The organism is Mesorhizobium sp. ES1-3 (assembly GCF_020164795.1).
Lineage (GTDB): Bacteria > Pseudomonadota > Alphaproteobacteria > Rhizobiales > Rhizobiaceae > Mesorhizobium.
Genome location: NZ_JAIUGW010000006.1, coordinates 135,715 through 151,706, shown reverse-complemented (window position 1 = coordinate 151,706; position 15,992 = coordinate 135,715). Strand labels below are relative to the sequence as shown.

12 protein-coding genes are annotated in these 15,992 nt (G+C 64.0%); all 12 read right to left on the bottom strand.

The features are described 5' to 3' along the window. Positions 1-49 precede the first annotated feature (49 nt). The gene (locus LB536_RS11765; RefSeq protein WP_140812634.1) at positions 50-745 is read right to left on the bottom strand and encodes a DUF2461 domain-containing protein; all 696 of its coding nucleotides are present in this window, start codon (positions 743-745) and stop codon (positions 50-52) included. Further along, positions 742-2,946: an NAD-dependent DNA ligase LigA gene (ligA, locus tag LB536_RS11760; protein WP_224592209.1), complete on the bottom strand. Its 2,205-nt coding sequence runs from the start codon at positions 2,944-2,946 to the stop codon at positions 742-744. The genes LB536_RS11765 and ligA overlap by 4 nt, the downstream gene beginning before the upstream one ends. 133 nt (positions 2,947-3,079) lie before the next feature. Beyond that, a complete protein-coding gene (gene recN, locus LB536_RS11755; protein WP_140812636.1) occupies positions 3,080-4,753 on the bottom strand; it encodes a DNA repair protein RecN in 1,674 nt (557 codons plus the stop codon). A 176-nt stretch (positions 4,754-4,929) separates the two neighbouring features. Continuing rightward, positions 4,930-5,799, bottom strand: coding sequence for an outer membrane protein assembly factor BamD (locus LB536_RS11750; protein ID WP_140812637.1), 870 nt, complete (start codon positions 5,797-5,799; stop codon positions 4,930-4,932). Positions 5,800-6,061: 262 nt separating this feature from the next. Further along, on the bottom strand, positions 6,062-7,012 hold the full coding sequence (lpxC, locus tag LB536_RS11745; protein WP_224592206.1) for a UDP-3-O-acyl-N-acetylglucosamine deacetylase: 951 nt from the start codon (positions 7,010-7,012) through the stop codon (positions 6,062-6,064). Between the two features lie 280 nt (positions 7,013-7,292). After that, positions 7,293-8,978 carry a cell division protein FtsZ gene (ftsZ, locus tag LB536_RS11740; protein WP_140758151.1) on the bottom strand — a complete coding sequence of 562 codons (1,686 nt, stop codon included), beginning with the start codon at positions 8,976-8,978 and terminating at the stop codon, positions 7,293-7,295. Positions 8,979-9,044: 66 nt separating this feature from the next. Further along, positions 9,045-10,352 carry a cell division protein FtsA gene (gene ftsA, locus LB536_RS11735; RefSeq protein ID WP_224592167.1) on the bottom strand — a complete coding sequence of 436 codons (1,308 nt, stop codon included), beginning with the start codon at positions 10,350-10,352 and terminating at the stop codon, positions 9,045-9,047. Further along, positions 10,349-11,290 (bottom strand): cell division protein FtsQ/DivIB, encoded by a 942-nt coding sequence (locus tag LB536_RS11730; RefSeq protein ID WP_224592165.1) that lies wholly within the window; start codon positions 11,288-11,290, stop codon positions 10,349-10,351. Before LB536_RS11730 ends, ftsA begins: the two co-directional genes overlap by 4 nt. Next, entirely contained in the window at positions 11,278-12,204 is a 927-nt protein-coding gene (locus LB536_RS11725) for a D-alanine--D-alanine ligase (RefSeq protein WP_140812642.1), read from the bottom strand. Before LB536_RS11725 ends, LB536_RS11730 begins: the two co-directional genes overlap by 13 nt. Positions 12,205-12,504: 300 nt before the next feature. Next, on the bottom strand, positions 12,505-13,470 hold the full coding sequence (gene murB, locus LB536_RS11720) for a UDP-N-acetylmuramate dehydrogenase (protein ID WP_224592162.1): 966 nt from the start codon (positions 13,468-13,470) through the stop codon (positions 12,505-12,507). Then, positions 13,467-14,867 (bottom strand): UDP-N-acetylmuramate--L-alanine ligase, encoded by a 1,401-nt coding sequence (murC, locus tag LB536_RS11715; RefSeq protein WP_140758156.1) that lies wholly within the window; start codon positions 14,865-14,867, stop codon positions 13,467-13,469. The genes murB and murC overlap by 4 nt, the downstream gene beginning before the upstream one ends. Continuing rightward, on the bottom strand, positions 14,864-15,991 hold the full coding sequence (gene murG, locus LB536_RS11710; protein WP_224592160.1) for an undecaprenyldiphospho-muramoylpentapeptide beta-N-acetylglucosaminyltransferase: 1,128 nt from the start codon (positions 15,989-15,991) through the stop codon (positions 14,864-14,866). Before murG ends, murC begins: the two co-directional genes overlap by 4 nt. Between the last annotated feature and the right edge of the window lies 1 nt (position 15,992).

Here is a 15,992-nt window from a genome sequence, read left to right as displayed (position 1 = left end):
TGAGCCAAACGATCAGCGGAAATGATCGTCGCGACGCTTGCGTGGAAGCTCATTGTTTCTCGGTCTTGCCCTCGATCGCCCTGCCCCAATCGAGCAGCGGCTTGGCGCGCATGGTGAAATCGACAAGTTCCTCGACCAGTTCTGGCCCGTGGATACCAGCCGGATCGATCGCGTGGCGGACGGCGAAATGCCGGTTGCGGATGGCGGCGACGAGGTCCTTGTCGGCGACCTCTTCGAAGCCGCGCGGCGTTCGTTTCATGCCGCCTTCGGCATCGAGTTCGAGGCCATTCTTCCTCAGCGCCGCCACCACGGCGCGAAACGCTTCGGGATGGCTCGTGATGGCCTTGCGCATGGCCGTCAGCAGTTCCGGCGCCGGCTGCCACCAGGCGACGCCGGCAAAGCAGCGCTCGAGCCCGATATGGACGAAGAACACACCCTGCTCCATCTTGGTGCCGTCCGGCGACAGGATAGCCGACAGATGCCGGTTGTAGGGTCGCTTGTCCTTGGCGAAGCGCACATCGCGGTTGATGCGGAACAGCGACTTCTTGCGATCGCCGCGCAGGCCGAGGCCCGCCTCGGTAAAACGATGCGTCAGCGTCTCGACGAGATCGCCCAGTGGGTCGCGCAATTCCTTTTCGAACAAGTCGCGATTCTCCAGGAACCACTCGCGGCTCTGGTGGAAATCCAATGCCTTCAGGAACGGAATGGCCTTGGGGCCGAACCCTTTGAACGCTTCGCCCGTCACGACTTGCCGACCCGCTGCAGCCAGCTGTCCTCGTCGATGACTTCGACGCCCAGTTCACTGGCAAGCTTGAGCTTGGAGCCCGCACCCGGCCCCGCAACCACAAGATCGGTCTTGGCCGAAACCGAGCCGGCCACCTTGGCGCCGAGACGTTCGGCCATTGCCTTGGCTTCGGAGCGTGTCATCTTTTCCAGCGAACCGGTAAAGACGATCGTCTTGCCGGCGACCTCGCTGTCGGCCGAGACGGTGACGATGTACGGCTTCGGTTTGACCTGCTCCAGCAGCTTGTCGAGCACGTCGTCATTGCGCTCATTGCCGAAGAAATCGCGAAGCGCATCGATCACCGTGTCGCCAATGCCGTTGATCGATGGGAAGACGGCATGCGGATCCTCCGCCGCCGCCGTCTCCTTGCCGACGCGGATAAGCTCCTCGATGGTAGAGAACGTGCGGGCCAACACGGCGGCCGTGGTTTCGCCGATATGGCGGATGCCGAGCGCGAAAATGAAGCGGTCGAGCTCCGGCGCGCGGCGCGAATCGATGGCCGAAAACAGCTTGTCGAGACCCTCATAATTGCGGTCCTCGACGCTGCGCACATTTTTGCGGGCCTTGCCGGACGCCGCCTCGCGCTGCCTGGCCTGCTCCTCGCGCCGCTCGGCCAGCGCCCTGGTCACGGCGGGGCGGCGGTCCCTGAGCGTGAAGATGTCGGCGGCTGTCTTGATCAACCCGGCATTGAAGAAAGTATCGATGTTTTCCGCGCCGAGGCCTTCGATGTCCAGGGCGCCACGCGACACGAAGTGGCGCAGCCCTTCCACGGCCTGCGCCGGGCAGATCAGCTCGCCGGTACAACGGCGGCGCGAATCCTCCTTGCCGGTCTTCTCGTTGATCTCGCGCGTCGCCGGCGAGCCGCAGATCGGGCAGGTGTGCGGGAATTCGTACGGCGCGGCATCGGGCGGGCGCTTGTCGATGACGACGCTGACGATCTGCGGGATGACATCCCCTGCCCGCTGGATCACGACCGTGTCGCCGATGCGCACGTCGATACCGTCGCGTATCGGCTGCCCGGTGCTGTCCAGGCCCTTGATATAGTCCTCATTGTGCAGCGTGACGTTTTCCACCACGACGCCGCCGACCGTCACCGGCGCAAGCCGCGCGACCGGCGCCAGCGTGCCGGTCCGGCCGACCTGGATGTCGATCCTCTGCACGGTCGTCATTGCCTGTTCGGCAGGGAATTTGTGCGCGACGGCCCAGCGCGGCTCGCCGGTGACGAAGCCCCAGCGGCGCTGCAGCTCCAGTTGATCGACCTTGTAGACGACGCCGTCTATGTCATAGCCGAGCGACGAGCGCTGCTCCTCGATCCGGTGATAATGCGCGACCAGTTCCTCGACCGACTTCGCGCGCACCATCAGCGGGCTGATCTTGAATCCCCAATCGGCGAATTTCCGCACTGATTCGTACTGCGTTGGTGCTGGATCGGCCGTCGTATAACCCCAGGCATAGGCAAAGAATTTGAGATTGCGGCTGGCGGTGACGGAGGGATCCTTCTGGCGCAGCGACCCGGCCGCCGTGTTGCGCGGATTGACGTAATCCTGGCCGCCGACAGCCGCCGAGCGCGCCTTGAGTGCCTCGAATTCCGCATAGGTCATGTAGACCTCGCCGCGAATCTCGATGGTTTCAGGCCAGCCTGATCCCTTGAGCTTCGCGGGAATGTCGGCGATTGTCCTCAAATTGGCGGTGATGTCCTCGCCGACGGCGCCGTCGCCGCGCGTCGCACCTTGCATGAACACGCCCTTTTCGTAACGCAGCGAAGCCGACAGGCCATCGATCTTCGGCTCGGCGGTGAAAGCGATGTCGAGGTCCTTGTCGCGGTCGAAGAAGCGCCGGCCACGCTCGATGAAATCGGCAACGTCAGCGTCGGTATAGGCCTTGGCGAGGCTCAGCATCGGCACGGCATGGCGCACCTTGGTGAAACCTTCCGCCGGTGCGGCACCCACCCTGAGCGAGGGCGAATCCTCGCGCACCAGGCCGGGAAAGCGCTCCTCGATGGCGAGATTGCGCCGCCGCAACGCGTCATACTCCGCGTCCGTGATCATGGGTGCGTCCTCGGCATGGTAGCGCCGGTCATGAGCGGCGATCTCCTCGGCCAACCACTGAAGTTCGGCTTCGGCCTCGCTTTCGCTGAGCGCATCAACGGGTTTTTCGGCCATTTTTTTGTCCCTGAACGGTGGCGCGTCACCATAGAGCATGATCCCGAAAGGTGGGAACCGGTTTTCGGAAAAGATCATTCATGAACAGCAGGATGGAGCCATATCCTGACTCGCCCCATGACGCCGGATAGTCTCATGCCGCGTTTGTATTCTCGCGCAGCAGCCGCTCGGCGGCGGCGCGCGCCTCGTCGGTGATCGTCGCCCCAGCCAGCATGCGGGCGATCTCCTCCTGCCGCGCGGTCCTGTCCATCTCGGCAATGCCGGTCGCGACACGGTCGGTGCTGCCCGATTTGGAGATCAGGAAATGTGTCGCCGCGCGCGCCGCCACTTGCGGCGCATGCGTGACCGAAAGCACCTGGACGCGCTTCGACAGCCGCGCCAACCGCTGGCCAATGGCGTCGGCCACCGCGCCGCCCACGCCGGTGTCGATTTCGTCGAAAACCAGTGTCGGCGCCGAACCACGATCGGCAAGCGCCACTTTCAGTGCCAGCAGGAAGCGTGACAGCTCGCCGCCGGACGCGACCTTCATCATCGGGCCGGGCCGCGTGCCAGGATTGGTGCGCACCCAGAACTCGATCTGGTCGATGCCCTCTTCCATGCGGGCCTCGGCCTCGCTCTTCATCTCGACGATGAAGGCCGCGCGTTCGAGCTTCAGCGCCGGCAATTCCGCCATCACCGCCTTGGTCAGACCGACCGCCGCGCCATGGCGAAGCGAGGACAACTGTGCGGCGGCGATGTCATAGGTTTCGCGCGCGGCGGCCGCCTGCTTTTCCAGTCCATGCAGGCGCTCCTCGCCCGCATCGAGATCGGCGAGATCGGCAACCATCGTGTCGCGCAGCTGCGCCAGATCGTCGACGGCGACGCTGTGCTTGCGCGAGGCCGCGCGCAGCGAAAACAGCCGTTCCTCGGCTTTTTCCAGCCGTTGCGGGTCATATTCGGTGGCACGCAATGCGGCCTCGACGCCGGACTGCGCCGCGTCGAGCGACAGCATCGCTTCATCCAGCGACTTGACCACGTCCTCGAGCAGGCCGGGCGCCTCCGTTGCCTTGCGCTGCAGCCGCCTCAGCAAACTTGCCAGTTGCGGCAAGGGCGACGACGGGCCCGACAGCACATCCTGCGCATCATGGATTTCGGAAGCGATCTTCTCGGCGCGCATCATGTGGGCGCGCAGCTCGGCAAGTTCGGTTTCCTCGCCGGGCTGCGGGTCGAGCTTGGTCAGTTCGGCAACCGCGGCGCGCAGATAGTCGGCCTCGCGTGCGGCGGCGGCCACCTTGGCGCGATGGCGCGTCAGCTCCTGCTCGCAGGCGCGCCAGTGCCGCCATGCCTCGCCGGTCGAGCGGACGGCGCCCAGATGGCCGCCGAAAGCATCGAGCACGTCGCGGTGCGCGCCGGGATCGACCAAAGCGCGTTCATCATGCTGGCCATGGATCTCGACCAGCGCGCGGCCGACATCGCGCATCAGCGTCACGGAGGACGGCTGGTCGTTGACGAACACACGGGTGCGGCCGTCCGCTGTCTGCACGCGGCGCAGGATGATGTCTCCATCGTCCTCGATGGCATTTTCGGCAAGCAGCGCGCGCACCGGATGGTTGCGCGGAACATCGAACACGGCGATGACCTGGCCCTGCGATGCGCCATGGCGCACCAGCGAGGCATCGCCGCGCGCGCCGAGCGCCAGCGACAGGGCATCGAGCAGAATGGATTTTCCGGCGCCGGTTTCGCCGGTCAGCACGGAAAGACCCGGCTGGAAGTCGATGTCCAGCTTTTCGATCAGGACGATATCTCGGATCGACAGTCTGGAAAGCATGAGAAACCGGACCTATTGCATGCCGCCCGAAAGTGGACCCGGTCTCGGGATAACGACAGGCACGAGAACAAAGAGATTAAAGGCGGCGCCGACAGGTGGAGTCGCAGCGCCGCACTATCTTTTTGTTTGGGCTTCGGATCAATCCGAAAAAGCGCGCTGCGCTCGGAGCTCTGCGGTCACGCGCCGGTGATCAGCTTCCCGGCCTTGGATATCCACGATCCGGCATTTTCGCGCGGGGCCAGCCCGTTGCTCTGCAGCAGCTTGTAGGAATCCTTGTACCAAGAGCTGTCGGGATAGTTGGTACCGAGCACCGCGGCGGCCGTCTGGGCCTCCGAGGTCAAGCCCAACGCGTAATAGCTTTCGGTGAGGCGGGCGAGCGCTTCCTCGACATGGCGCGTGTTGGAATAGTTTTCGACCACGGTGCGGAAGCGCTTGACGGCGGCGATGTATTCGCGGCGCTCCAGATAATAGCGGCCGATCTGCATCTCCTTGCCGGCGAGCTGGTCGTTGGCGAAGCGGATCTTTTCCTTGGCGTCGTCGACATATTCCGACGTCGGCCAGCGCGTCACCAGGTCCTGCATCGTCTGCAGGGTCTGGCGTGCTTCCTTCTGGTCCTGCGTCACGTCCTTGATCTGGCGATAGTAGCTGAGACCAATGATGTACTGGGCATAGGGCGCGTCATCCGTGGACGGATAAAGCGCCAGGTACCGCTTTGCCGACTGGATCGCGTCGTCGTAACTGCCCTTCCGATAGTCGGCGAACGCACCCATCACCATCGATTTGCGGGCCCATTCCGAATAGGGATGCTGGCGGTCGACGGCGTCGAACTTCTTGCTCGCCTCGTCCAGGCGTCCCGCATTCATGTTGGCGAGACCCTGATTGTAGAGCACGTCGGCCGGCTCGGTCTGGTCGACATAGGTCGACAGGTCGATATCTTTCTCCGACGACATGCAGGCCGACAGAAAGAGCGATGGAACAACCACCGAAAGCGCCAGGAAAACGGACCGCTGCGGCGCTTTCGATTGACCGACTCGCTTGAAGAACATGATTGGATTGCGCCCTTTCGGCGTTATTTCAATGCCTCTTGCATGCTGTTGTCCCAAAACTGGTCCCCACTTTTGAGCGACATGCACTGATCGACGGCAGCAGCCATAAACCATAACCGCCTTGCCCGGCAACGCTATGTCCAGCCAATCGCACATTTTTGTGGCGGCGGACCGCAGCGTATCAATCTATGCAATTTCGCTGATGGATGATGCATTCATGCAACACCCACGCCGCCATGGAATCCGAAAAAGATAAAGGAAATCAGATCATCCAGGGCGCATAGAGCGGCGCGTTGACGGCGTTCATTTCGGCGCCCCGGCCACGCTCGCGGCGTGTCGTCTCGACGATCTCGAAGGCCGTGCGATCCGACAGCAGGCGCCGCAGCGCAGCGGCGTTCAGCCTGTGGCCGCCGCGATAGGAGCGAAAACAGCCGATGAAGCGCGCGCCGGCCAGCGCCAGGTCGCCCATGGCGTCGAGCGTCTTGTGGCGCACGAATTCGTTGGGATAGCGCAGGCCGCCCATATTGATGACACGATTGTCGTCACCGATCACCAGGGAATTTTCCAGCGAGGATCCCAGCGCATAGCCGGCGGCCCACAGCCGTTCCACGTCCTTCATGAAGCCGAACGTGCGGGCGCGGGCGATGTCGCGGCGGAAAATATCGGCATTGATGTCCGATGCGAAGAGCTGACGACCGATAGCCGGGCTTTCGAAATCGATCTCGACCTCGAAACGGGTCCCTTCATAGGGCCTGAACTCGGCCCAGGAAGCCCCGTTCTCGATGCGGACCGGCTTGACCACCCTGATATAGCGGCGCTTGACGGCCAACACCTCGATGCCGGCCTGGTCGATGGCTTCGACGAATGCCATGGCGCTGCCGTCGAGGATTGGGACCTCGTGGCCGTCGATCTCGATGATGACATTGTCGATGCCGAGCCCGAACAGGGCGGCCATGATGTGCTCGACTGTCGCGATGTGCTCGCCCGAGGGATCGCCGAGCATAGTGCAAAGGTCGGTGGCGCCGATCTCTGAAAACAGGGCGCGGAACTCACGGCCCTGCCCATCTCCATTGAGGAGCTGGAACACGATGCCTGTGTCGGCATCCGCGGGCAGGAAACTGATGGAAACTTCTTTGCCGCTGTGAACGCCGGTGCCTGTAAGCGACGCGCGCGTCTTCACTGTCGTCTGGTGGTCGTGCAAGACAATCCCCATGAGCCCGTAATGCCTAGGTCCGCTTCTCCAGCCCGAGGGCGCGGCTCTTGTTAAATCGGCTGACTGGGCGACCTCCCCCGAAATCCCGGCCAACCGACTATGGTAGGCAGCGAAGATAATGTCCCGGCAGAGAGACTCCAAATCACGGTTTCTTACTCTTTGTAACCGCGAACTGGAACATGTACGGCACCGTAACTGATTGATTATGCGGCGTTTTAAACGTTAACAGGCAAGCAATTTCTCGCCTGCCTGTTAACAATTGTTACAGTCCGTTAACGGCTCAGTTGGCCTGGCGGCGCAGGAACGCCGGAATCTCCAACTGATCGTCGTCCTGAGTCGCCCTGGTCTGCGGCGTCAGGCGGCCCTGATCGTCCAGCTGGCCGCGGCGCGGCGCGTAGAGCTGCGCATCCTGGCTGGCGAGGCGGCGCACTTCCGGTGCGGCCTGGCGCAGCTTGGGCTCGCGCGGCTGCGCCGGCTGCAGCCGTGCAGGCTCTTCTTCGCGACGGGTCAGGCCATTGGTCAGGCGCTTCAGTAGACCCATCGGCCCGCTGTTCTCATGATCGGCCGGACGGCTCTTGGCGTCGACCTCGGCCTTCACGACCGGCGGAAAGTCCTCGACGCGCGGCATGCGTTGCGGCGCCATCGCGACCGGTTGCTGAACCTCACGCAGGATTTCGCGCGGCTGCGGGGCCGGCTGCATCATCTGCTGGACAGCAGGCTGCACCATCGGCTGCGGCTGTGCGGGTGGCGCCTGGAAGATCTTGCTCTGCGGGCGGAAATCGTCCGCATGGGCGACCGGAGCCGGACGAGCCTGCGCCATGGCCGCGGCATTCGCTTCGGCCAACTGGATGGCTTCGGCAACCGGATCGGCGGCGCGTGGCTCATACACCGTGTGCTGGACCGGCGCCGGGCGGCTTTCCACCGCGGCGACGGCCGGCCGGGCAGCCGGCTTCGGCGGAGCGGCACGGATCGAGATCGGCGCGGCGGCGATTTCAGCGGCCGACTTGTCGATGCCGGTGGCGACCACCGAGACGCGGATGACGCCTTCGAGTTCCTCGTCGAAAGTGGCGCCCAGGATGATGTTGGCGTCCTGGTCGACTTCCTCGCGGATGCGGGTCGCCGCTTCGTCGACTTCGAACAGGGTCAGGTCGCGGCCGCCGGTGATCGAGATCAGCAGGCCCTTGGCGCCCTTCATCGAGGTTTCGTCGAGCAGCGGATTGGCGATCGCGGCTTCCGCGGCGGCCATCGCACGACCTTCGCCCGAAGCCTCGCCCGTGCCCATCATCGCCTTGCCCATCTCGCGCATCACCGAACGCACGTCGGCGAAGTCGAGGTTGATCAGACCTTCCTTGACCATCAGGTCGGTGATGCAGGCGACACCGGAGTAGAGCACCTGGTCGGCCATCGCGAAGGCGTCGGCGAAGGTGGTCTTGTCATTGGCTAGCCGGAACAGGTTCTGGTTCGGGATGACGATCAAGGTGTCGACGCATTTCTGCAGTTCCTCGATGCCGAAGTCGGCCGTCTTCATGCGGCGCTGGCCCTCGAAGTGGAACGGCTTGGTGACGACGCCGACGGTGAGAATGCCCTTCTCACGGGCTGCGCGCGCAACAACCGGAGCCGCACCCGTGCCGGTGCCGCCGCCCATGCCGGCGGTGACGAAGCACATATGGGTGTTGGTGAGATGGTCGATGATCTCGTCGATGCACTCTTCCGCCGCCGCGCGGCCGACTTCCGGCTGCGAGCCGGCACCGAGCCCCTCGGTGACATGCGCGCCGAGCTGGATCAGCCGGTCTGCCTTCGACATGGTCAGCGCTTGCGCATCGGTGTTGGCGACAACGAACTCGACACCGCGCAGACCCGCGGTGATCATGTTGTTGACGGCATTGCCGCCGCCGCCACCGACACCGAACACGGTGATGCGCGGCTTAAGCTCGGTGATGTCCGGCTTCTGCAGATTGATGGTCATTGTCTCCGTCCTTTGCCTTTCACGCCGCTTCGCCGCCGCGGCCGCCTATGGGGCTGTCCCCGTCAATTAGAAACTGTCTCTCAACCACTGACTCATGCGATGCAGTTTTCCGCCCGTTCCGGTCATCCTGAGACCGGAAATGCCTTTCGCCGGATGGCTCTCGAAGCTCGCCATCTGCGGATAGATCAGAAGCCCGACCGCAGCCGAGAAAGCCGGCCCTTTCGCCGCTTCGGGCAGGCCCGCCACGCCGAGCGGGCGACCGATGCGCACATTGCGCCCCAGGATGCGGCGTGCCGCCTCGGGCAGGCCGGCCAATTGGCTGGCGCCGCCGGTGAGCACGACGCGCTTGCCGACCGCATTGCCGTAACCGGATTTGTTGAGCCGGTCGCGCAGGAGTTCGAGCGTTTCGTCGATGCGTGCGCGCACGATGCGCGTCATCACCGAACGCGGAACCTGCAGCGGCACGTCGCCATCGTCGCCGATCGGCTGGATCGAGATCAGGTCACGATCGTCGGCGCTGCCCGGCAGCGCCGAGCCGTGCATCACCTTCAGCCGCTCGGCCGCATCGAGCGATGTCGAGAGCCCCTTGGCCATGTCGAGCGTCACATGGTTGCCACCGATGGCGATGGCATCGCCATGAACGAACTTGCCTTCCGAAAACACCGAGATCGTCGTCGTGCCGCCGCCCATGTCGATGCAGGCGGCTCCGAGTTCCAGCTCGTCGTCGACGAGTGCCGCCAGCCCGCTGGCATAAGGCGTCGCCACCATGCGCTCGACCGACAGGTGCGAACGGTTGATGGAGAGCTCCAAATTGCGCATCGGTGCCGCATCACCGGTCAGCACATGCATGTCGACGCCAAGCGTATCGCCGACCATGCCGCGCGGATCGCGCACGCCGCGCTCGGCGTCCAGCGAAAAGCCGACAGGCAGCGAATGAATCACCTCGCGTTCGGACTTGAGCGCCTGCTTGGCGCCGGCGCCGAGCACGCGCTTGATGTCGGCCTCGTCGGCCTCGTGGCCGCCAAGGTTGATGGTGGCCGAAAAGGCTTCACTCTTCAGCCGTCCGGCGGTCATGTTGACGATCAGCGAGTCGACCGTCAGCCCAGCCATGCGCTCGGCGGCATCGACGGAGAGGCGGATGGCATGCTCGGCGCGATCGAGATCGACGACGACGCCCGACTTCACGCCTTGCGATTTCTGGTGTCCGATGCCGATCACCTGGACCCGGTGCGAGCGGCCACGCAACAGTTTCCCGTCATCGCACGGCTTGAGCTTGGCCACCATGCAGCAGACCTTGTTCGAGCCGACATCCAGCACCGTCAGGGTGCCCGACCGGCGCGACGAGGCATCGCCAGAACCGCCAAGCCAGCTCATATCTTCGTCTCCGGCTTGTGCTTGAGGGTCTTTGGTTTCTCGTTGAGCGCGGCCTCGCGCTGTGTTGCCGCCTGCGGCGTCAGCTCCACGACCAGCCGGTCCGTCAGGCGCATGTCGACGGCGGCGATGTCGCGCGACAACAGCCCCTTGTCATGGTCCAGCTTGACGAGTTCGGCGAGCGCCTGGTCCTCGCCGTCCTCGGGCAGTTTGATGGTGATGCCGTTGTCCAGCTTCAGGTCCCAGCGCCGCTCGCCGACACGGACATAGCCTTTGATGCGGCTGGCGAGGTCGGGATATTGTTCGACCCTGGCCAGGAAATCGGGCGCCTTCGCGGGCGCGCCGGCGCCGATCAACAGGGGCAGGAGCACCTGCTTGCCGCCCGAGAATGGCGCGATGACAGCGCCATTCTTTTCGATGACCGAGAGATCATTGCCCTGCTGCCAGAGCGCGAAGGCCGCACGCTCCTCGACACGCACTTCCAGCGTGTGCGGATAGACCTTGCGCACCGCGGCGACCTGGATCCACGGCAGGGTCGCGATGCGTTCGCGCGCGGCCTCGGCATCGAAGCCGATCAGCGACGTCCAGCCATCGAGTTCGAGCCTGTCGAGAATGTCGATCTCCGAAGTCTGACGATTGCCGACCACCTTGACCTGATCGACGGCAAAGCCGGTGCGGGCGGTGATGCTTTGAATGATGCCGTCGGCATGACCGCCAAGGTAGGCGCCATAGGCCCCGCTCGAGGCCAGCAGCACCGCCGACATGATCGCGGAGGAGAATCGCGGCGCCTGGAATTCACCGTCGCCCAGGCGCGTCAGGATGCGCACGGGGCGGCGAAGCACGCGCGGCAGGACGAAATGGTCCAACGACAATGGCAGGCCGAACAGCGACGGCCCGGCCGCGCCCCTCACCTTGCCCTGTCCCCATTTCAACGCAGACACGAAGCGTCCTCCACCATCCAACTCAACAATTCACCAAACGAATGCCCGGCATGGGCGGCAATTTCAGGCACCAGAGACGTCGGCGTCATGCCCGGCTGAGTGTTGACCTCGAGCCATACAACCTCGCCATTTTCGGAGTGACGATCGTCATAACGGAAGTCCGACCGGGAAACGCCCCGACAGCCGACAGCTTGGTGAGCCTTGAGCGCCAGTGTCTGTATTTTTTGGTAAATATTCGGTGAAACTTTTGCGGGGCATTCGTGTTTTGATCCGCCCGCGACATATTTTGAATCGTAGTCGTAGAAGGAATGGCCCGTCGGGATGATCTCGCAGACGCCAAGCGCCACGTCGCCCATGACGGCGCAGGTCAGCTCGCGCCCATGGATGTAGCGCTCGACCATGACGATATCGCCATATTTCCACTCGGATGACCCGATCACCTGCGGTGGATGCGACTGCCCCTCCGACACGATGACGACGCCAAAGCTCGATCCTTCGCTGACCGGCTTGACCACGTAGGGCGGCTTCATCGGGTGCTTGTTCTGGATGGAGAAGCGATTGGTGACCTTCGATTCGGCAACGGGAACGCCGACCGGTTTGACGATCCTCTTCGCCTGCTCCTTGTTCATGGCGAGCGCCGAGGCGAGCACGCCGGAATGGGTGTAGCGAATGCCGAGATATTCGAGGATGCCCTGAATGGTACCGTCCTCGCCAAAGGGTCCATGCAGCGCATTGAAGGCGACGTCGGGCTTAAGCTCGGCAAGCACCGAGCCGACATCGCGCCCGACATCGACGCGGCTGACCTGGTACCCTTCCTGCTCCAGCGCATCGGCACAGGCCTTTCCGGAAGACAAAGACACGGGCCGCTCGGACGAGAAACCTCCCAGCAATACGGCCACATGCTTGCTCTTCATTCCCCGTCATCCCCTCTCACCGCGGACCAAAATCCAAGATTTCCGCAACATTGAGTCCGAGTCTCCCGGCAGGTTGCCCCCCAGACGGAAAACGCGAGTAACGCGTCGAACGACTCAAATCAGGAAACGCTTTAGGGCAGAGAATCAGAGAGTTGATTCACTGGCAAGTACTTATGATTCCGAGAGATTCACTTTCTGAGAAAATGGATGCGAAAACCGTGTCGCCGAGTCCCCGGAGCAACGGTTTCACGGCATTTCGATCCTGTTGAAGTTCACGCATCACGTGAACTTCAAGATGCGCTAAAGGAGCTGGCCGAGGAACTCCTGCACGGCATGTCCGGAGCGGAAATTGCCGATGCGCTTGATCTCCCACTGCAAGCGGATGCCGGAATGCTCGAGCACCCGCGCGCGTACCGTCTCGCCGAGATATTCGAGGTCGTAGCCGGTCGCGGTTCCGGTGTTGATCATGAAGTTGCAATGCATCGGCGACATCTGCGCGCCGCCGATCATCAGGCCGCGGCAACCCGCCTTGTCGATTTCCTTCCAGGCCGAGGTGCCTTCGGGATTCTTGAAAGTCGAGCCGCCTGTCTTCTCGCGGATCGGCTGCACGGTTTCGCGGTGGTTCTGCACCGCGTCCATCGCCGTCTTGATCGCCGCTTTGTCCTCGGCAAAGCCTTCAAACACAGCCGAGGTGAAGATCAGCCCGGACGGTGCCGCCGAATGGCGGTAGGCATAGCCCATTTCGGCATTGCTCAACGTCTGGGCATTGCCCGCGCGGTCGAGCGCCCGCACCTCGACGACGCGCTCGCGCGTCTCGACGCCATTGGCGCCGGCGTTCATCCTGAGCGCGCCGCCGACGGCGCCTGGAATGCCGTGGTAGAAATGGAAGCCGCCAATGCCGGCCTCCAGCGCCACCGCCGCCACACGCTTGTCGGGCGTGGCGGCACCGGCCTTGATCCTGATCGGGGAAACGACTTCGGCCTCGCCAAAGCCCTTGGCGGAAAGCCTGACGACGAAACCCGGAATGCCGCCGTCGCGGACCAGAAGGTTCGAGCCGACGCCGACAATCGTCAGGGGGATCTCTTCGGGAACCGCCTTGAGGAACGCGGTAAGGTCCTCCTCGTCGGCCGGCTGGAACAGCGCCTCGGCAAGGCCGCCTGCCCGGAACCAGGTGATCTTGTCCATCTCGGCATTCGGCGTGATCCGGCCGCGCAGGCCGGCCAGCCGGTCGCCAAGTCTGTCGATCAGGGCCTGGCCGTTCATCATGAGGCGGCGAGCTCCTTCGGCAGCGCATAGGCCCATTGGGTGATATTGCCGGCGCCCAGGAAGACGACGAAGTCGCCGGGCTTGGCGATGTCGCGGATGACAGGCGCGATATCGGCCGGCCCTTCGATATAGCGGGCATCGCGATGGCCGCCGGCGCGGATGCGCGACACCAGCGCATCCGAGGTCACGCCGTCGATCGGCTCTTCGCCGGCGGCGTAGACCGGGGCGACCATCACCGTGTCGGCATCGTTGAAACAGGTGGAGAACTCGTTGAACAGATCGTGCAGCCTGGTGAAGCGGTGCGGCTGGGCAATGGCGATGACACGCCCATTGGTGGCGCTGCGCGCCGCCTTCAGCACCGCCGAGATCTCGACCGGGTGGTGGCCGTAGTCGTCGAACACGTCGACGCCGTTCCAGGAACCGGTGTGGGTGAAGCGGCGTTTGACACCGGCGAAGGACGACAGGCCCTTCCTGATCGCCTCGGCCGATAGGCCGAGTTCGTGCGCGACCGCGATCGCGGCCGTCGCGTTGGACACATTGTGGTGGCCAGGCATCGGCAGGCGCAGGCCCGCTATCGTCGTCTGGCCGCGCCCCTTGCGGTCGCGGATCATCACATCGAACTCCGAGGTCGCACCCGCCATGCGATGGTTGGTGAAGCGCACATCGGCCTGTGCGTTCTCGCCGTAGGTGATGACGCGCCGGTCTTCGATGCGCCCGACCAGCGCCTGCACTTCCGGGTGATCCGTGCACATCACGCCGAAGCCATAGAAAGGCACGTTCTCGACGAACTGGCGGAACGCCTCACGCACATTGTCGAAGTTGCCATAATGATCGAGATGCTCGGGATCGATGTTGGTGACGACGGCGATCTCTGCCGGCAACTTGAGGAAGGTGCCATCGCTTTCGTCGGCTTCGACCACCATCCACTCGCCGTCGCCCATGCGCGCATTGGTGCCATAAGCATTGATGATGCCGCCATTGATGACGGTCGGGTCGAGCCCACCAGCTTCCAGCAGCGCCGCCACCATCGAGGTCGTCGTCGTCTTGCCATGCGTGCCGCCGATGGCGACAGCCTGACGGAAACGCATCAACTCGGCCAGCATCTCGGCGCGGCGCACGATCGGCAACAGCTTTTCACGTGCTGCCTTCAGTTCCGGATTCGACTTCTTGATCGCCGTCGAGACGACGATGACCTCGGCGTCACCGAGATTCTCGGCCTTGTGGCCGACGAAGCATTCGATGCCCTTGTCGCGCAGCCGCTGCACATTGGCGCTGTCGGCCTGGTCGGACCCTTGCACCTTGTAACCGAGATTGTGCAGCACCTCGGCGATGCCGCTCATGCCGATGCCGCCAATGCCGATGAAATGCACGAGGCCAATGGTCTGCGGCATCTTCATGGGTGCGTCCTCTTCCTGAAATCCGATACTGTTTTGCGGGACGCAATAGCCTCTGTGAGGTCGGCGAGCAACCGTGCCGCGTCGGGCCTGCCGACCGATTTGGCCGCTGCGGCCATCGTCGCGAGCCGCTCCGGCTGGTCCATCAGGGTGCCGAGCAGTGCCGCGATACGCTCGGGCGAGAGCGACGATTGCACATGCACTTCGCCGCCGCCGGCGGCGGCAAGCGCTGCTGCATTCGCCGCCTGGTCGTGGTCGAGCGCGAAGGGATAGGGCACCAGCAGCGCCGGCCGGCCGATGACGGCGATCTCCGACACGGTCGAGGCGCCGGAACGCGAGATCACCAGATGCGCCGCCGCTATGCGCGCCGCCATGTCGGTAAAAAACGGCGAGACCTCGACGGCGACGCCGAGCGCGGCATAGGCCGCCTTCACCCGCGCCACGTCGTCCGCACGAGCTTGTTGGGTAATGACAAGGCGTCTGCGCTGTGCATCGGAAAGCAGCGCGACTGCCCCCGGCATCGCATCGGAAAAGAATTGCGCCCCCTGGCTGCCGCCGAACACCAGCAGGCGGAAAGGCTCATCCCCGGTTGAAGCCACGTAAGGTGTCCTGGCTGCTTCGAGCACAGCCGGCCTGACCGGATTGCCGGTCGTCACCGTCTTGGCGCCGGCCGCACTCTCATCCTGCGGCAGGAAGCCGCCGGCAATGGCATCGACACGGCCGGCCAAAGCCCGGTTGGCGCGCCCCATCACCGCGTTCTGCTCATGGATCAGCGTCGGCACCTTGCGCCGCGTCGCCGCGTAGAGGGGCGGCAAGGTCGGATAGCCGCCAAAGCCCACGACGGCCTCCGGCTTGATCCTGCCGATGATGGCGGAGGCCTGACGCACGCCGCTCCAGATTTTCCAGAAGGCGCCAAGCAGGGCGAAAGGATTTTTCGAGCCCAACGTCGCCGACTGGATCGGATGGACGGCCGCCGCCGGGAAATGGGCGGCAAACCGCTCGGCCCGGGTGTCGGTCGCCAGATGCACCGCCCAGCCGCGCTCGATCAGTTCATGCGCCAGCGCTTCGGCTGGAAACAGATGTCCGCCGGTTCCACCCGCCGCGAGAAGGATAACGCCTCTGGCCATG